At 59.2% G+C, this 16,357-nt stretch carries 14 protein-coding genes; 3 read left to right on the top strand and 11 right to left on the bottom strand.

Going from position 1 to position 16,357, the window contains the following annotated elements; genetic code table 11:
* Positions 1-42: 42 nt before the first annotated feature.
* Entirely contained in the window at positions 43-1,506 is a 1,464-nt protein-coding gene (locus HEP89_RS11710) for an outer membrane beta-barrel protein (protein ID WP_168692101.1), read from the bottom strand.
* Positions 1,507-1,711: 205 nt separating this feature from the next.
* Here HEP89_RS11710 and HEP89_RS11705 point away from each other — a divergent pair, with 205 nt between their 5' ends.
* The 3 genes from HEP89_RS11705 (at position 1,712) to HEP89_RS11695 (ending at position 4,634) form a co-directional block, all read left to right on the top strand.
* Positions 1,712-2,725, top strand: a complete 1,014-nt coding sequence (locus tag HEP89_RS11705; RefSeq protein ID WP_023003569.1) for a KpsF/GutQ family sugar-phosphate isomerase — start codon at positions 1,712-1,714, stop codon at positions 2,723-2,725.
* Positions 2,726-2,882: 157 nt separating this feature from the next.
* Positions 2,883-3,650, top strand: a complete 768-nt coding sequence (locus HEP89_RS11700; RefSeq protein ID WP_168692100.1) for a MotA/TolQ/ExbB proton channel family protein — start codon at positions 2,883-2,885, stop codon at positions 3,648-3,650.
* A 126-nt stretch (positions 3,651-3,776) separates the two neighbouring features.
* Complete coding sequence (locus tag HEP89_RS11695; protein WP_023003573.1) at positions 3,777-4,634, top strand: flagellar motor protein MotB; 858 nt, start codon at positions 3,777-3,779, stop codon at positions 4,632-4,634.
* Positions 4,635-4,688: 54 nt separating this feature from the next.
* On the opposite strand, the gene HEP89_RS11690 is transcribed toward HEP89_RS11695, so the two are convergent.
* The 10 genes from HEP89_RS11690 to HEP89_RS11645 all read right to left on the bottom strand — a co-directional run bounded on the left by HEP89_RS11690 (position 4,689) and on the right by HEP89_RS11645 (position 16,233).
* The gene (locus HEP89_RS11690; protein WP_077291733.1) at positions 4,689-5,144 is read right to left on the bottom strand and encodes an NfeD family protein; all 456 of its coding nucleotides are present in this window, start codon (positions 5,142-5,144) and stop codon (positions 4,689-4,691) included.
* Positions 5,141-6,130, bottom strand: coding sequence for an SPFH domain-containing protein (locus tag HEP89_RS11685; RefSeq protein ID WP_168692099.1), 990 nt, complete (start codon positions 6,128-6,130; stop codon positions 5,141-5,143). Before HEP89_RS11685 ends, HEP89_RS11690 begins: the two co-directional genes overlap by 4 nt.
* A gap of 227 nt (positions 6,131-6,357) precedes the next feature.
* Positions 6,358-7,437: a ferrochelatase gene (gene hemH, locus HEP89_RS11680; RefSeq protein ID WP_023003580.1), complete on the bottom strand. Its 1,080-nt coding sequence runs from the start codon at positions 7,435-7,437 to the stop codon at positions 6,358-6,360.
* A gap of 299 nt (positions 7,438-7,736) precedes the next feature.
* The gene (locus HEP89_RS11675; RefSeq protein ID WP_077291732.1) at positions 7,737-8,975 is read right to left on the bottom strand and encodes an AMP-binding protein; all 1,239 of its coding nucleotides are present in this window, start codon (positions 8,973-8,975) and stop codon (positions 7,737-7,739) included.
* Between the two features lie 40 nt (positions 8,976-9,015).
* On the bottom strand, positions 9,016-9,870 hold the full coding sequence (locus HEP89_RS11670) for an ABC transporter ATP-binding protein (RefSeq protein ID WP_023003584.1): 855 nt from the start codon (positions 9,868-9,870) through the stop codon (positions 9,016-9,018).
* A 61-nt stretch (positions 9,871-9,931) separates the two neighbouring features.
* Positions 9,932-11,263, bottom strand: coding sequence for an ABC transporter substrate-binding protein (locus tag HEP89_RS11665; RefSeq protein WP_031270547.1), 1,332 nt, complete (start codon positions 11,261-11,263; stop codon positions 9,932-9,934).
* A gap of 104 nt (positions 11,264-11,367) precedes the next feature.
* The gene (locus HEP89_RS11660) at positions 11,368-12,444 is read right to left on the bottom strand and encodes a branched-chain amino acid ABC transporter permease (RefSeq protein ID WP_023003588.1); all 1,077 of its coding nucleotides are present in this window, start codon (positions 12,442-12,444) and stop codon (positions 11,368-11,370) included.
* 13 nt (positions 12,445-12,457) lie between these two features.
* Positions 12,458-13,411 carry a branched-chain amino acid ABC transporter permease gene (locus HEP89_RS11655; protein ID WP_023003590.1) on the bottom strand — a complete coding sequence of 318 codons (954 nt, stop codon included), beginning with the start codon at positions 13,409-13,411 and terminating at the stop codon, positions 12,458-12,460.
* A gap of 12 nt (positions 13,412-13,423) precedes the next feature.
* Positions 13,424-14,251, bottom strand: a complete 828-nt coding sequence (locus HEP89_RS11650; RefSeq protein ID WP_168692098.1) for an ABC transporter ATP-binding protein — start codon at positions 14,249-14,251, stop codon at positions 13,424-13,426.
* Complete coding sequence (locus tag HEP89_RS11645; RefSeq protein WP_055661165.1) at positions 14,248-16,233, bottom strand: AMP-binding protein; 1,986 nt, start codon at positions 16,231-16,233, stop codon at positions 14,248-14,250. Before HEP89_RS11645 ends, HEP89_RS11650 begins: the two co-directional genes overlap by 4 nt.
* Positions 16,234-16,357: the final 124 nt, after the last annotated feature.

Genomic DNA, 16,357 nt, shown 5'->3' with positions numbered 1-16,357 from the left:
TGCCCCCGCCCCATGAATGATGTTGATTTGGTTACCGTGACGTTAATGCCGCAATCTAAACCCGGCTTCAACAGCGTTTTCGGAATAGTCGTTCCCCTGCTGGGAACTGTCGAAACGACGATGGGTATAATCCGCCGTTACCGCAATGTTCTTCGTCACAGCGAAGGTCAGACCACCAAACCCTGTCAGGGTACGCTCTTCGATCGAAACACCTTCATAGGTCCGGTAACTGTAACCGACACCGGTCTCGCCCACCAGACGATCACTGAAGGCATGAGCGAGGCGCAGGTCGCCGGAGTAGATGATCGAACCGCTGGCACCGTCGATATCGGTCGCCTCGAAGGAGGTGCCAAGACCAGCGGTAACCGTCGTCAGGCGGCTTGGTGACCAGACCAGGGAGGCGTCGGCAATCAGGCCTGACAGGTTTTCAAGCCTCTCATCCTCAATATCCTCGATCCGCCACCCCGCACCGAGTTCCCCGGTCAGTTTGGGGCCGGATGCGATGGTGACACCACCCATGACCTGATAGCCATTGGCATTTCGTTTTTCGCACAAGGCGTCGCTACAGGTATCGTCATAGCGCCGCAGAAGCAGCGCCCCCTCGACGAACGGGGAAAACACGCTGCCGGTATTGCCGTCCAGCCGCAGACTGGCGGAGTAGAGCGTGTTGTTGCGTCCGGATTCCGAGCCGCTTTCCGACGTATAGAAATTCCGGTCGACGCCGAGCGAAGCTGTTGCGGCAACGATGCCGACTGCGCGCGTACCACTTAGGCTTCCCGAAAGTTCGTGATCGTAGTCGGTCCCGGAAGCCGATTCTGCGCTGCCGTCGTCCTCCTGGCTGAGCGTGTAGGATATACTGGTCGTGACCTGTGTCGCTTCGCTGATGTCGAGCCGCAGGTTTGCCGCCGCAAAGACATTCGCCTCGTTGTCGTCGGTATCACCGGGATATCCGGTGAAGGAACCTCGCAGCGACGTGTCCAGCTGATGGCGTGACCAGTTCGAGGTCAGCGAAACATCGGGAGAAATCCGGTAGAACTTGCCAGAGGTTCCGTCTGCCGCCTGTGACCGGTTATCGGTCCAACCTGTCGAGACGGTCAGTTGGGGCGTCAGCGTGAAGGACCCGAGCCGGATCCCCTGTGCCGCATCGAAGGTCGTATCTCCGCCAAAAACGCTGTCGTCGATACCGCTGTCCGATAGAGGAACCGCCCTGTCGACAGCTGCAATCCTGTCGGCAAATGGCCTGACAGGAGTGGCTCTGCCATTGGTTCCAAGGCCGCTCGATCCGGTTTCCGCCGTTGCCGAATTCAGTGTCGAACGAAGGGAAAAGACATTTGCCTGCGTAGGACTGCGGTCTGCCGCCTGGGCTGCCTGATCGGAAGGGTCTGCTGATTCTTGCGCACCACCTGGGTCGTCCGATCCACGCAAATCGTCAAGCGTCGTTTGTGCAGCCGCGGAAACGGCCTGCAAAACGGCAAGAAAAGTGATCAGAGGCAGAAAGCTGCGCATGAATTCCGGGACCAGTCGACGTGGAATGTCCGGTCCAACCTGACGAATGATGGTTAATCCTTCGTTTCTTTTTCGCAATTTGGAAGGTTACACAAAGTTACATAAAGTCACCTGATCTAATGCATTTAATAGATCACGGGTTCTTGATCCCCGTCGGCGACTGGCATAGAGCTAGGCGATCCTAAATAAAAAAAGAATTATGTTCATGACCACCGTTCTGCGCGACCCGGTTTCCGAAGAAAATACAGACATGACGTCCCTGTGCCTCGTCTCCGCAGAGCGGACCCTGGAAACCGAAATTGCCGGCCTGAGTGCCGTTCGCGCAGCGCTGAAGAACGGACTTGCCATCCCGTTCCAGAAGACCTTCGATCTCATTCAAAAGAGCAAGGGACGCGTTGTCATCACCGGCATCGGCAAGAGTGGTCATATCGGCACCAAGATCGCAGCAAGCCTTGCGTCAACGGGAACGCCGTCTTTCTTCGTTCATGCCAGTGAAGCCAGTCACGGCGACCTGGGCATGATCACCGAAGACGACGTCGTGATCGCCCTGTCCTGGTCGGGTGAAACTCAGGAACTGGCAGGCATCGTCAGCTACACCCGTCGCTTCAAGGTGCCCTTGATCGCGATCACCTCGCGCAAGGACAGCACCCTCGGCCGTGCAGCTGATATCGTCATGAACCTGCCTGCTGTCACCGAGGCCTGCCCGCATGGCCTCGCCCCGACAACCTCCGCCCTCATTCAGCTGGCCGTCGGTGATGCACTCGCTGTGGCTCTTCTGGAAGGACGTGGGTTTACCGCGCAGGACTTCCGTGTGTTCCACCCGGGCGGCCGCCTGGGCGCCAGCCTGAAAACGGCCAAGGACATCATGCACACCGGCGAACGCATGCCGCTGGTGTCCGCAAACACCTCGATGAGCGAAGGCATCGTCCTGATGACCCAGCGCGGCTTCGGTGTGCTGGGTGTCGTCGACGAACTGAAACAGTTGATCGGCATCATCACCGACGGTGACTTGCGCCGCCATGTTTCGTCAAATCTCCTGGCAAAATCCGCCGGTGAAATCATGACGCGTGCTCCAAAGACCGTTTCTCCGGACACATTGTCGGCTTCAATTCTTGAATTGGCCAACAGCCTGTCGATCACCTCCGTGTTCGTGATCGAGGACGGTCGCCCCGTCGGTATTGTCCATCTGCACGATCTTCTTCGCATCGGCGCAGCCTGATCTTTCACCGAAGCAGGCAATATTGCCTCACGGGGTCGAAAAAGTTTCTTTTCCGGCCCGCAAGTGGCGCGTCATTAGGATTTGATTAGCCATAAGCCTCTTACACTGCCCCAAAGTTTCATCGGCTTGACGCCGCAGACCTTGGTGTGTGTACAGAATGGATCTGGCGACATTAATCGGCATTGTGGGTGCTTTCGGCATCGTGACGACCGCTATTTTCCTTGGCGGCAGTTTCGGCCAGTTCATCGATGTGCCGTCGATGCTGATCGTGATCGGCGGCGGTCTGGCTGCGACCCTTATCCGTTTCCAGCTCTCCGACATCGCCACTGCTTTCGTTACGGGCTTCAAGGTTGCCCTTGCGGGCAAGAACGCAAGCCCTCGCGACCTGATTACCGAAATCAGCAACCTGGGTGAAATCGTCCGCAAGTCCGGCCCGCTTGGCCTGGAGAACGTGGACGTCTCCGATCCGGTCCTTGCCAAGGGTGTGCAATATATTGCGGACGGCTATGAGCTGGAATTCATCAAGGAATCGATGGAACGCGAGCGCGACCTGCAGCTTTCCCGGCTCGCGGAAGGCAAGCGCGTTTTCAAGGCACTTGGCGATTCCGCTCCCGCCTTCGGCATGATCGGGACGCTGGTCGGCCTGGTGCAGATGCTTGCCAACATGGACGACCCTGCGGCAATCGGGCCTTCCATGGCCGTCGCCCTTCTGACGACCCTGTACGGCGCGTTGATCTCCAACATCCTTTGTCTGCCTCTGGTGGACAAGCTGGATGCGAAATTCGACGTCGACGATCTCAACCAGACGCTGATCATCGACGGTGTTTGCCAGATCCGCGAATCCAAGAGCCCGGCCTTGATCAAGGAAATGCTGATTGCATACCTGCCGGACAAATTGCGCGCCGAACTGGCGGACGCGGCCTAGAGCAGGAAGCGTTCAGATGAACCCGGGCAGATTGTTCGCCAACCCTGGAAGCGATTGGTAAGGGCTCAATCGCATTCGATCGTACCAAGTCTGATCCGGAACTGACAAAAGAGCGACCACAGCGCGATGGCAAAGAAACAGAAACCTCAAGGCGGCGGCGGCGCACCGGACTGGCTGGTGACCTTTGCCGATCTGATGTCCCTGCTCGTCTGCTTCTTCGTTCTGATCATTTCCTTTTCCATTCAGGACAAGGAAAAGCTTCAGGTGGTCGCCGGGTCCATGCGCGAAGCCTTCGGTGTGAAAGACACGTCCCGCAAGACCGGTATCATCGAGGTCGAGGGCATTCCGATCCGCGACTACATGAAGGATATCAGCCAGGTCGAACAGGAGATGGATTCCGACTTCTCCCAGGTGCGCCATGAACAGCGGCGCAAACAGGGCCCGGAAGCCAACACGCACGACACGCTGGAAGCCGATATCGAAAAACCGCGGCAATTCGCGACGGCTGCCGCCTCGCTGCGCCAGGCCTGGCAGGAGATGCCGGAAATCACCGAGATTTCCAGCAACATCATTCTGGAAGAATCCGAGGACGGACTGAACATCATGCTCGTCGATCAGGACGGGCGCTCAATGTTCCGGGAAGGCTCGAAGTATCCTTACGAGACCACCCGCCGCCTGATCGCCAAGATGGCACCGGTGCTGTCGCAGATGCCAAATCGCATCGAGATTACAGGCCACACGACTGCCGGCCGTCAGTCCATCGATCCAAGCTATACCGGCTGGGAGCTGTCCAGCGAACGCGCCAATGTTGCCCGGCAGATCCTGTCCGAATACGGCGTGCCGGACAATCAGTTCTACTCAGTGGTCGGCAAGGCCGACACCGAACCATTGTTCCCCAACGACCCCTACCTGGCGGCAAACCGCAGGATCGGCATTCTGCTCAAGGCTGAAGAACCGCCGCTGCCGGCCGGCCACAAACTTTAGTTCCCGTGCGGTAACAGCTCCCTGCAAAGGAAACGCGTACGATGCCGGTGAGATCTAGCTGACCCGCGAGACCACCAGCCGCGCCCCGTCAATTGCCTCGACACGAACTTTCGTGCCAGCCGGCATGTCCGGTCCGGTAATGCGCCAGATCGTGTCATCGATGGACAGGTTTCCGGCACCCTCGTTCAAGGGCGCAGCAAGGGTGAATTCCCGGCCGACATAACGGCTGCCGCGCTGGTTTAAGCCCGGATCGCCCTTTTCCGACGCAAGCTTCTGCATCAGCCGGCGTCCGATCAGCAGGCTGACGAGTGACAGCACGAGGAACAGCCCAACATCCACCTGCCAGGCGAAATCGAACAACAGAGCCACGACACCGACGACAAGCGCCGACAGGCCAAACCAGAGAAAAATCGTGCCAGGCGCCAGGATCTCGAGTCCCAGCAGCAGAAGCCCCAGAACGAACCAGCTCCAGGGCCCGAGGGCCGCGATCGTGCTTTCAATCAGGCTCACCGGTTCTGATCTCCCTGATCACTGCTTGTATTGGGAATGCGCGCGGACGACCGCTTGGAAGAGCCGTCTTCACCGAACGCTTCCTTGGCAATGGCGCCGATACCGCTCAAGGCCCCCAGCAGCGAGGTCGCTTCCATCGGGAGGATGAGCGTCTTCTGATTGCGCGAGGTTGCCAGTTCCTTGAACGCTTCGACATATTTGTTGGCAACGAAATAGTTGATGGCCTGAACGTCACCGGAGGCGATAGCCGCACTGACGAGCTGCGTTGCCTTGGCTTCCGCTTCCGCCTCGCGTTCGCGGGCTTCCGCATCGCGGAACGCGGATTCGCGGCGGCCTTCCGCTTCCAGGATAAGCGACTGTTTCTGACCTTCCGCTTTCAGGATTTCCGATTGGCGCTTGCCTTCGGCCTCAAGGATATAGGCACGCTTCTCGCGTTCCGCCTTCATCTGGCGGGCCATGGCATCCACCAGATCGCGCGGCGGATTGATGTCCTTTATCTCTATACGGGTGATCTTGATGCCCCATGGCTCTGCAGCCGCATCAACGACGCGCAGGATCTGGGCATTGATTTCATCACGGTTGGACAGAAGGTTGTCGAGATCCATCGACCCCATCACCGAGCGGATGTTGGTCATGGTCAGGTTCAATATGGCGTTCTGAAGACCAAGCACTTCGTAGGCAGCACGGGCAGCATCGAGCACCTGGTAGAAGGTCACGCCGTCCGCGCTCACCGTCGCATTGTCGCGGGTGATCACTTCCTGCGTCGGAACGTCCAGCACCTGCTCCATCATGTTGAGCTTGTGGCCGATCCTGTCGATGAACGGGATGATGAAGTTCAGACCCGGCGTTAGCGTCTTCCGGTACTTGCCAAAACGTTCGACCGTATAATTGTAGCCTTGCGGCACCGTCTTTACGCCGGCGAAAAAGACCAGAATGACCAGCACGACAAGGCCGATCAGGAAAATGTCAAATCCCGCGATTGGCATATACGTCTCCCGTAATTTTCTAAAATAGCACCGTCACTATGCGCCGAATACCAGAGCGTTTCCAGCGTATTCGCGGCGTTGAGCCTATACGGACACACGTCCGCTAGCCCTGTTCGCACAAACACTTAAGGCGCTCGTGAAACAGTGCCGTGACTTATGGGCAGTATCGCGAAATTTTACGAGTATTTTCCACCGGCAAGGTTAAACGCCTGTGGATTTGCGGCTGGTCAGATCCAGCCGCCAAGTTCCCGCCGTACGATATGGGACAGCACGTCCATGCCAAGATCGCTGTCGTTCAGACAGGGGATATGGCTGAAATTCTCGCCGCCGCTCTCTTCGAAGATCTCCCCGGCCTCGCCGGCAATTTCCTCAAGCGTCTCGAGACAGTCTGCAACGAAACCCGGGTTCATCACCGCAACGTTTTTCACGCCGTCCTTGGCCAGCTGTTCGACGGTCTTGTCCGTGTAGGGCTGCAACCATTCTTCCGGACCGAACCGGGACTGGAAGGTCACGCGCAGTTTCTCGGCGTCCCAGCCCAGGACCTCTCGCATGAGACGGGTCGTCTTCATGCAGTGGCAATGATAGGGGTCGCCGCGTTTGAAATAGGATTGCGGAATGCCGTGGTACGAGGTCAGCACCACGTCCGGCTTGAAATCGAGACTGTCCAGATGCCGCTCAACTGATTTTGCGAGGGCAGTCACATAGACTGGGTCGTCGTGATAGGGCGGCACGGTCCGGATCGCCGGTTGCCAGCGCATCTTCAACAGCGTCTTGCAGACAACGTCATTGACGGTCGCCGTGGTGGTTGCCGAATACTGCGGATAAAGCGGGAAGATCAGGATCCGGTCGCAGCCCTCGTCCTTGAGCGCCTTCAACCTGTCCGGGATCGACGGCTGACCATAGCGCATCGCCCAGTCGATCTTCAGCTTGCCGTCCGCATCGCCCAGCATCTCGGACAGTTTGTCCGACTGGCTGCGCGTGATCGTGCGCAGAGGCGACTCGTCCTTTTCCTTGTTCCAGATCTCCTCGTAGGCCTTGCCGGACTTTCCCGGCCGGGTCATCAACACGATGCCGTAAAGGATCGGATACCAAATTGCCCGGGGCCACTCGATAACGCGCTTGTCGGACAGGAATTCGCGCAGATACCGACGCATCGGCCAATAGTCTGTGCCGTCCGGTGTGCCCAGATTGACCAGAAGCACGCCCACCTTGCCGCTCTTGACCGAAGGATGGTCCTTCGGCAGGTCGAGTTTTCTGAATGCGGCTTCCTGGTCGGCTGCGATCGGCGCGGTCGGTTGAACGGTCATCTGCGGGATTGGTCCTAAAACGATCTGTCTGTCTGACGCCATACATAGGCCAAGCACATGCCGAGGCCAATGCGGCATTTGTCATACGCAGATTTGAGCAGGCAGATCACCGAATTTCAGGCGGAAGTGCAACAACAAAAGACCTCAACCTGAGGAGAGCCGCCAGCTTCGTCCCGTCGGATGGGCAACCTGCTCCGGAGTATGCAGCCCATTCTTCGAAATAGCGGTTGCGCGCTTCTTCAGGATGAGACTGAAACTGGCATTAACTCCGGAGGCATGCCTGCGCGTTGCTTCGAGCCTCAGCCGTACTCCCGTTCATCCGCAATCACCTTGCCGTCATTCGGCAAACCACCCGGAGCAACGGTCAGGACGTCCCCTTTCAGATGGGTCACTTCACGCAGTGTTTCAGCAACCCGTTCCGGCAAGCCGTTGCCGGAGGCGTCGGTTTCCACGGTCAGTGTCATGGCATCGGCCTCGCCAATGCGGCTGACGGCAAGGCGGGCCTTGCTGATTTCGGGATGCGCGGCAACGATCTGCGCGATCTGCGCCGGGTCGACGAACATGCCTTTGACCTTGGTGCGCTGATCTGCCCGTCCCATCCAGCCGGCAAGCCGCATGTTGGTGCGTCCGCAGGGCGACTGTCCGGGAATGATCTTGGACAGATCGCCGGTTGCGAAGCGGATCAGCGGATAAAGGCTGTTGAAGTTGGTGACCACCAGTTCGCCGACCTCACCATCTGCCACCGGCTCGCCCGTGCCCGGGCGCACGATCTCCACGATGTAGTCCTCGTTGACGACCATGCCCTCCCTTGCCTCGCTTTCATAGGCGATGACGCCGAGGTCCGCTGTCGCGTAGCACTGTCCGACACGAATTCCGCCTGCCTCGTATTCCTCGCGCAGGGATGGAAACAATGCACCACCCGAGACCAGGGCCTTCTTGATGGAGGAGACATCCCGGCCCTGGTCCCGGCCACGATCGAGGAGGATCTTCAGATAGTCCGGCGTGCCGACGAAACCGGACGGTTTGAGCACCTCGATCGCTTCGACCTGACTGTCCGTATTGCCAACGCCGGCGGGAAACACCGTGCATCCAAGTGCAATGGCACCTTGATCCAGAATGAAGCCGCCCGGTGTCAGGTGATAGGAAAACGCATTGAGAACCACATCGCCCTTGCGGAAACCGGCTGCGAACAGACTTCGCGCACCGTTCCAGGGATCGAGCCCGGGCGCCTGCGGTTCCCAGATAGGTCCTGGCGACATGAAAACCCTTGCAGCACCGGAAAGCTCACCTGCCAGAAATCCGCCGAAGGGCGGCTGTGCCCGCTGCTTTTCCAGAAGGTCCGACTTGCGCAGAACCGGCAGTCCCGCAAGCGCTGTCCGGTCAGTAACGCCAGCAATATCGCATCCGTCCAGATGTGCGGCCCACCCGGAGGATTTGCCTGTCGCATGGACCAGAAGATCCGGCAATCGGGCAAAAAGATCCCGTTCGCGCTGAGCGGCGTCTTGCCGCTCGCGCGCGTCAAACTGAATGTCGCTCATGGTCGTCTCCGCCTGTTTCGGCCCTGTGTCTGAAACCCCGTCAGGCCAGCCAGCGCTTCCTTCGCTTATAATGTTTGACATTCCGGAACGACCGACGGCCCTCGCCGCCAACGCCCAGATAGAATTCCTTGACGTCCTCGTTCTCGCGCAACGCCTTGGCGTCGCCGTCGAGCACAATGCGGCCGGATTCCAGAATGTAGCCGTAGGTCGCGTATTTCAGCGCCACGTTGGTGTTCTGTTCGGCAAGCAGGAAGGACACGCCTTCCTTTTGGTTGAGCTGGCGGACGATCTCGAAGATTTCTTCCACAAGCTGAGGCGCCAGCCCCATGCTCGGTTCATCCAGCAGAATCATCTTCGGCCGGCTCATCAGGGCACGGCCGATAGCGCACATCTGCTGTTCGCCGCCGGAAGTGTAACCCGCCTGACTGCCACGCCGCTCGCGCAGACGCGGAAAATAATTGTAGACCATCTCCAGGTCCGCCTTCACGGCGCTGTACCCGTCCTTGCGGGTGTAGGCGCCCGTGAGCAGGTTTTCCTCGATGGACAGGTGACCGAAACAATGCCGGCCTTCCATCACCTGGATGCATCCCCGGCGAACCAGATCGTTTGGCGACAGCGCCTGGACTTCTTCGCCATCGAAAAGGATCTTGCCCTTTGTCACTTCGCCACGTTCGGCACCAAGCAGGTTCGAAATCGCTTTCAGCGTGGTCGTCTTGCCCGCTCCATTCGCGCCGAGCAGCGCCACGATCCCGCCTTTGGGAATCGTCAGCGACACGCCCTTCAGCACCAGGATCACGTGGTCATAAATGACCTCGATATTGTTGACCGACAGGATTGTCCCGGCAGCATCCCGAGCGCCCTGCGAACCAGGCTGTTCTACATCCAGCAATGCCATTCCCTCTTCTCCCTGGTTGCTCCGCCGCACGTTTATGCGGCGCGGCGGAGCGGACTGCCTATCAGTTCGGGCAGGGTTCGGTGCGCGCCGGCCACGGCGCATTCTTTTCTGCGTATTCCGCAGCGGCTGCTTCCAGCAGCGGACGGACCACATCGGTCATCGGCTCGATCCAGTCAGAAGCCTGACGCCACTTCTTGCCGTCCCACTCCTGGATGAACACCGGATGGCTGCCGGCGTGGTCATCGCAGGTCACTTTCATCGGATGGGCAAAGCCCTTCAGACCGAGCTCAGCCAGACGAGCCTCGTCCAGGTTGAGAGCCTCGAGACCAAGACGCATGTCTTCGCCCGTGATGACAGTCTTGCCGGTCAGTTGCTGGGCGCTGCGAATGCCTTCCGCGATGATGACCGAGTTCAGGACGCCACGGTTATAGAGCGTGCTGCCGATCGTCTCCGCATCGGTGGAGGACTTGCCTGTATCGATGACGTGTTTCTTGATGTCATCGAGAGCTGGGAAGTCGGCGCCGACACCGGAGAAGTTCAGTGCCTTGTAGCCCTTGGCACCTTCACCGCCGGCGGCAGCATCGTCATCACCTGCGGACCACCACACACCGATGAACTTGTCCATCGGGAAGCGGATCTTGACGGCTTCCTTGACGGCGGTCGGGTTCATCGCGCCCCAGCCCCACATGATCATGTAGTCCGGACGGTCGCGGCGTACGTTGAGCCACTGTGAAGACTGGTTCTGCATTTCCGCACCCGGAACCGGGTACTGCAGCAGCTCAAAGCCGTATTTTTCGGCCAGCTGTTCCAAAAGCGGCAGGGGTTCGCGGCCGTAACCGGCGTCAAGGAAGATGTAACCGATCTTCTTGCCCTTGAGGTTTTCAAGACCGCCTTCCTGCTCACCGATGTACTTGATGACCACGGAAGCGCCGTCCCAGTAGGTGTCCGGCACGTTGAAGATCCACGGGAACGTGGAACCGACAGCGGCAGCCGACAGGCCGTAGCCCATCGAAAGAACCGGGATCTTGTCGACACCGGCCTTGGGGATCAGCTGAAGCGTGATACCGGTGGAATACGGGTTGTAGACCAGCGCGCCCTTGCCCTTGGTGGCTTCGTAGCACTCGACGCCTTTCTGGGCGTTGTAACCGGTTTCACACTCTTCCAGCGCCAGCTTGACGCCACCGATGCCGCCATCGCGCTCGTTCAGCATCTGCAGGTAATCATGCATGCCGTTGGCGATATGGATGCCGGAGCCCGCGTAAGGCCCGGTCCGGTAAGTCAGGAGCGGCACATAGTTGGTATCTTGTGCCTGGACCGCGGTCGTCATGGCGCCGGAGAGACCGACCCCGAGCGCAACAGCGGTTCCCAGCGCAAATTGCTTAATGCTTTTCATATTCTCCTCCCACGCGGCATCGAAATGAATACCGCCGGACCGGTTGCGCCATTCCTCACCGGATCGGTCCATGTCCGGATGGCGGGCGAAAAGGCTGGCAGCCCCTAGTAAGGGAACGGCCAGACCCTGAGCTTCTGCTTCGCGATCTGCCAGAGCCGCGCAAAGCCGTGCGGTTCGACGATCAGGAAGAAAATGATGAGAGCGCCAACGATCATGAAGGTCGCGTGCTCCACGGTCTCCGCGGCCAGATCGATGCCGAGGAGGCCGGGTACGAATTTCAGAACAACAGGCAGGATCCAGATGAAGGCGGCTCCCATGAAGGCTCCGCCGAGGCTACCCAGGCCGCCCAGGATCACCATGAACAGCACCTGGAAGGACAACCGGATGGAGTAGGACGACGGCTCGGCGGCATTCAGCCAGAAGAACACCATCATCGCACCGGCCACGCCGCAGATGTAGGACGACACGGCAAAGGCCATCAGCTTGGTCTGCAGCGGGCGAACGCCTATGAGTTCAGCCGCAATGTCCATGTCGCGGATCATCATCCAGGACCTGCCGATCCGGCCGCGCAGGACGTTCGCCATCAGGAAGGCGATCAGCACCGTGATACCGAGAACGATGAAGTAGCGTGCCAGCGGCGTTGCTTCCGCCCCCGTGGCGATGATGCCGAAAACTTCGCGGCGCGGCACTTCGATCGCGCCGGAGGCGTTGTAGTTGTAGAGCCACGGAATACGGATGAAGCACCATTCCAGGAAGAACTGCGCAGCGAGCGTCGTCACCGCCAGGTAAAGCCCCTTGATGCGCAGGCTCGGCAGTCCAAAGACCGCACCGATGGCAGCCGAGAACACGCCGGATACCAGAACCATCACGATGACATTGGCATCGGGAAAGATCGACGTCAGCTTGTAGGCGGCATAGGCACCGACCCCCATGAACGCACCGGTTCCCAGGGACAACTGTCCGCAGAACCCGGTCAGGATGTTCAGCCCGATCGCCGCCAGCGAAAACACCAGGAACGGGATCATGATGGAGGTCAGGAAGAAGTCGTTGGCAAGGGCCGGAATGACTGCAAATGCCGTGATCAGAATGACGGCCAGGCCGACGCGGTCCTGGAGGATCGGGAACAGCGCCTGATCCGCCTTGTAGCTCGTCTTGAATTGGCCAGCTTCGCGATAAAACATGGGTCAGATATCCCTAGATCCGCTCGATGATACGTTCGCCGAAGAGGCCTTGTGGCCGGAACAGAAGGAAGATCAGGGCGATGATATAGGCGAGCCAGGATTCAATCCCGCCCCCGACAAGACCACCCCAGTACAGTTCGCCGATCTTCTCGCCGAAGCCGATGATCAGGCCGCCGACAATGGCACCCGGGATCGACGTGAAGCCGCCGAGGATCAGCACCGGCAACGCCTTGAACGCTACGATTTCCAGCGCGAAGGACACGTCGGACCGCGCGCCCCACATGATGCCGGTCGCCAGGGCCACGAGGCCTGCCGCGAACCAGACGATCGCCCAGATCTGGTTGAGAGAGATGCCGACGGAAAGGGCGGCCTGGTGGTCGTCAGCAACGGCCCGCAAGGCCCGGCCGATCCGCGTCTTGTTGAAGAAGATGCCGAGCGCCGTCACCATCACCACCGCGATCACGGCTGCGGCAATATCGATATGCTGCAGGATCACGAGACCCCGGTCACCGAATTCGAACGCGGTCGAGCCGGTTGGAAGCCCCAGTTGCTCGGTAATCATCTGCTTGGGCTCGCCGCCGAAGACGAATTCACCGAAGCCGACGAGGAAATACGTCAGGCCGATGGTCGCCATCAGCAGGATGATTTCGGGCTGGTTGACCAGGGGTCTCATGACCACCCGTTCCACTCCGTATGCCAGAACCCCCATCACGCCGATGGTCAGGATCAGTGCCAGATAGGCGGGCACGCCGTTTTCGTTGAGGCCCACCAGCGTCAGGCCGGCGAACACCACCATGATGCCCTGGGCGAAGTTGAACACGCCGGAGGCCTTGAAGATCAGCACGAAACCCAGCGCGATCAGCGCATACAGAATTCCGGCGACGAAACCTTCCCACAGGACCTGCAGGAAGAAATCCGGCATCTGGTACATCTGTACGAAGGGATCGATAAAAATGTCGTAGAGCATGGTTCGTCCCTCCTAGTGGCTCACACCGAGATAAGCGTCGATAACGGCCTGGCTGGCCTGCACTTCCTCCGGTGGCCCGTCGGCGATCTTCTTGCCGTAGTCGAGCACGACCACCCGGTCGGAGAGATCCATGACGACACCCATGTCATGTTCGATCAGGGCGATCGTCGTGCCGAATTCCTGATTCACGTCGATGATGAACCGGCTCATGTCTTCTTTTTCTTCAAGGTTCATACCGGCCATCGGCTCATCGAGCAGCAACAGGTCCGGCTCCATCGCCAGCGCGCGGCCAAGCTCGACCCGCTTTTGCAGCCCGTAAGGCAAGCGCCCGACAGGTGTCTTGCGGATTGCCTGAATTTCAAGGAAATCGATGATGTCCTCGACCTTGCGCCGATGTTCGATTTCCTCGCGCTCCGCGGGGCCGCGCCACAGAAGTTGCCAGAAGAAGTTCTTGTGCATCTTCAGAGTTCTGCCGGACATGATGTTGTCCAGCGTGGTCATGCCCTTGAAAAGCGCCACGTTCTGGAAGGTCCGGGCAATCCCCTGGCTGGCAGCCTCGTAAGGCTTCATCTTGCGGCGCACCTGACCCTGCCAGGTGATCGTGCCTTCCTGCGGATGATAAAATCCGTTGATGACGTTGAGCATCGACGTCTTGCCGGCCCCGTTCGGACCGATGATCGCGCGGATCTCGCCCTTCTGGATGTCGAACGAAATGTCGGTGATCGCCTTTACGCCGCCGAAGGACAGCGACACGTTATCGACCCGCAGCAGCACCTCGCGCCCTGCCGGTTCCTGCGCGCCATTCGGCGACAGTGTCTTGTCGGAAACGATCGCGTTCATTCGGCGGCCTCCTGTACGCCCGCTCCGGCGTCATGGGTGGACATGTCGCGGATCTCGACGGTGGCTTCGATTGCGCCCTTGCGGCCGTCTTCAAAGGTTACTTCCGTACGCACATGTTTGGAGGTGGATCCGTCGTAAAGCGCGTCGATCAGTGGACCATAGCGTTCGGCGATGAAGCTCCGGCGAACCTTCTGCGTGCGAGTGAGCTCACCATCATCCGCGTCCAGTTCCTTGTGAAGGATCAGGAACCGCTTGATCTGCGCACCCGCCATCATCGGTTCACGGGCAAGGTCCCGGTTCACCTGATCGACATGGCTTTCGATCATGCCGTAGACATCCGGATGCGCGGCAAGTTCCTGGTAGGAGGCATAGTTGACGTTGTTGCGTTCCGCCCAGGAGCCGACCGCCGTCAGATCGATGTTGATGAAAACCCCCACCATGTCCTTCTCATGACCGAAGGCGACCGCCTCCTTGATGTTCGGGAAGAACTTCAGTTTGTTCTCGATGTATTTCGGCGCGAACAGTGCCCCGTCGTTGAGCTTGCCCACATCCTTGGCGCGGTCGATGATCTTCAGGTGGCCGTTCTCGGCAATGATGCCGGCATCACCCGTATGCACCCAGCCGTCCGGCGTCTTGGTGCTGGCAGTAGCCTCGTCATTCTTGAAATAGCCGACGAAGACACCCGGCGAGCGATACATCACTTCACCGCTGTCGGCGATCTTGAGCTCGACATCGGGAGCAGGTTTGCCGACCGTATCGCCGTAGATCTCGCCGTCCGGCTGCAGCGTTATGTAGACGCTGGCCTCGGTCTGGCCGTAGAGCTGCTTGAGGTTGAGGCCGAGCGAGCGGAAAAAGCGGAAGATCTCCGGCCCGATGGCTTCGCCGGCCGTGTAGCCGACTTTCATGCGGGTGAGACCCATGCGGTTCTTGAGAGGTCCGTAGACGCAGAACTCGCCGAGGGCGTAAAGCATCCGGTCCTTCAGGCCGACCGTTTCGCCATTCAGGATCTTCTCGCCCACCTTGCGGGCGACTTCCATGAAATAGTCGAAGATCGCACGCTTGGTTTTACCCGCATCTTCCATGCGCACCATGATGCGGGTCAGCATGTTCTCGAAAACACGCGGCGGTGCGAAGAAATAGGTCGGCGCGATTTCAAGCCGGTCCACGTCGATCGTGTCCATGCTTTCCGGACAGTTGACGCAGTAGGCCGCCGTGAAAGCCTGCGCCAGGGAGAACACGTGGTCGCCGATCCAGGCCATCGGCAGGTAGGCGAGCACTTCTTCGGTCTCGTCCAGATGATCGAACTTGTTACCGTTGCGCGCCGAAATGACGAGATTGTCGAAGGACAGCATCACGCCCTTCGGTCTCCCGGTGGTGCCTGAAGTGTACAGCATCACCGCAATGTCTGAGCCCTTGGCGTCACGGAATCCGGCTTCCCACTCGGCTGCCAGGGACGGCGTTGCCGCTAGCAGCTCGCGTCCCTTTTCCTGTACCGAGGAATAGCCATGCAGGTGGGTATGATCGTAGTCGCGCAGGCCGCGCACTTCATCATAGATGATCTCGGTGAGCGACTTTACCTCGTCCGCCATCGACAGGAGCTTGTCGACCTGCTCCTGATCCTCGACCACCGCGAAGGTGACTTCGGCATGGCCGAGCACGAAGGCCATTTCCTCGGCGACACTGTCCGAATAGACGGGCACCGGAACGGCCCCGAGTGCCTGGGCGGCAACCATCGCCCAGTAGAGCCTTGGACGGTTCGCACCGACGATGGCGATCTTGTCTCCAGCCTTCAGGCCCAGAGATTTCAATCCGATGGAGAATGCGCGGATTTCTTCACACACCTCGGACCAGGTCCAGCTTTGCCAGATCCCGAAATCCTTTTCCCGGAACGCCGTCCGGTCTCCGAAGACTTGCGCGTTGCGCATGAGAATCTTCGGAAAGGTGTCCTCCCCGCGCGATGTAGCGCTGGCCGACCCTACCATAGATGTTTCTTCCCTTTAGAAGGCGCCCCGGTTTTCCAGGGTCGTTTCCTGTGGGGCTATGAAACGCCGTGCCGACCGAACCTTCAACCGGTAAATTGTTAAAGGCGAAGAAGGACGCTGTCCC

It is taken from the genome of Labrenzia sp. 5N (assembly GCF_012395805.1).
In the GTDB taxonomy this organism is placed as follows: domain Bacteria; phylum Pseudomonadota; class Alphaproteobacteria; order Rhizobiales; family Stappiaceae; genus Roseibium; species Roseibium algicola.
This window is presented reverse-complemented; position numbering and strand designations above follow the sequence as displayed.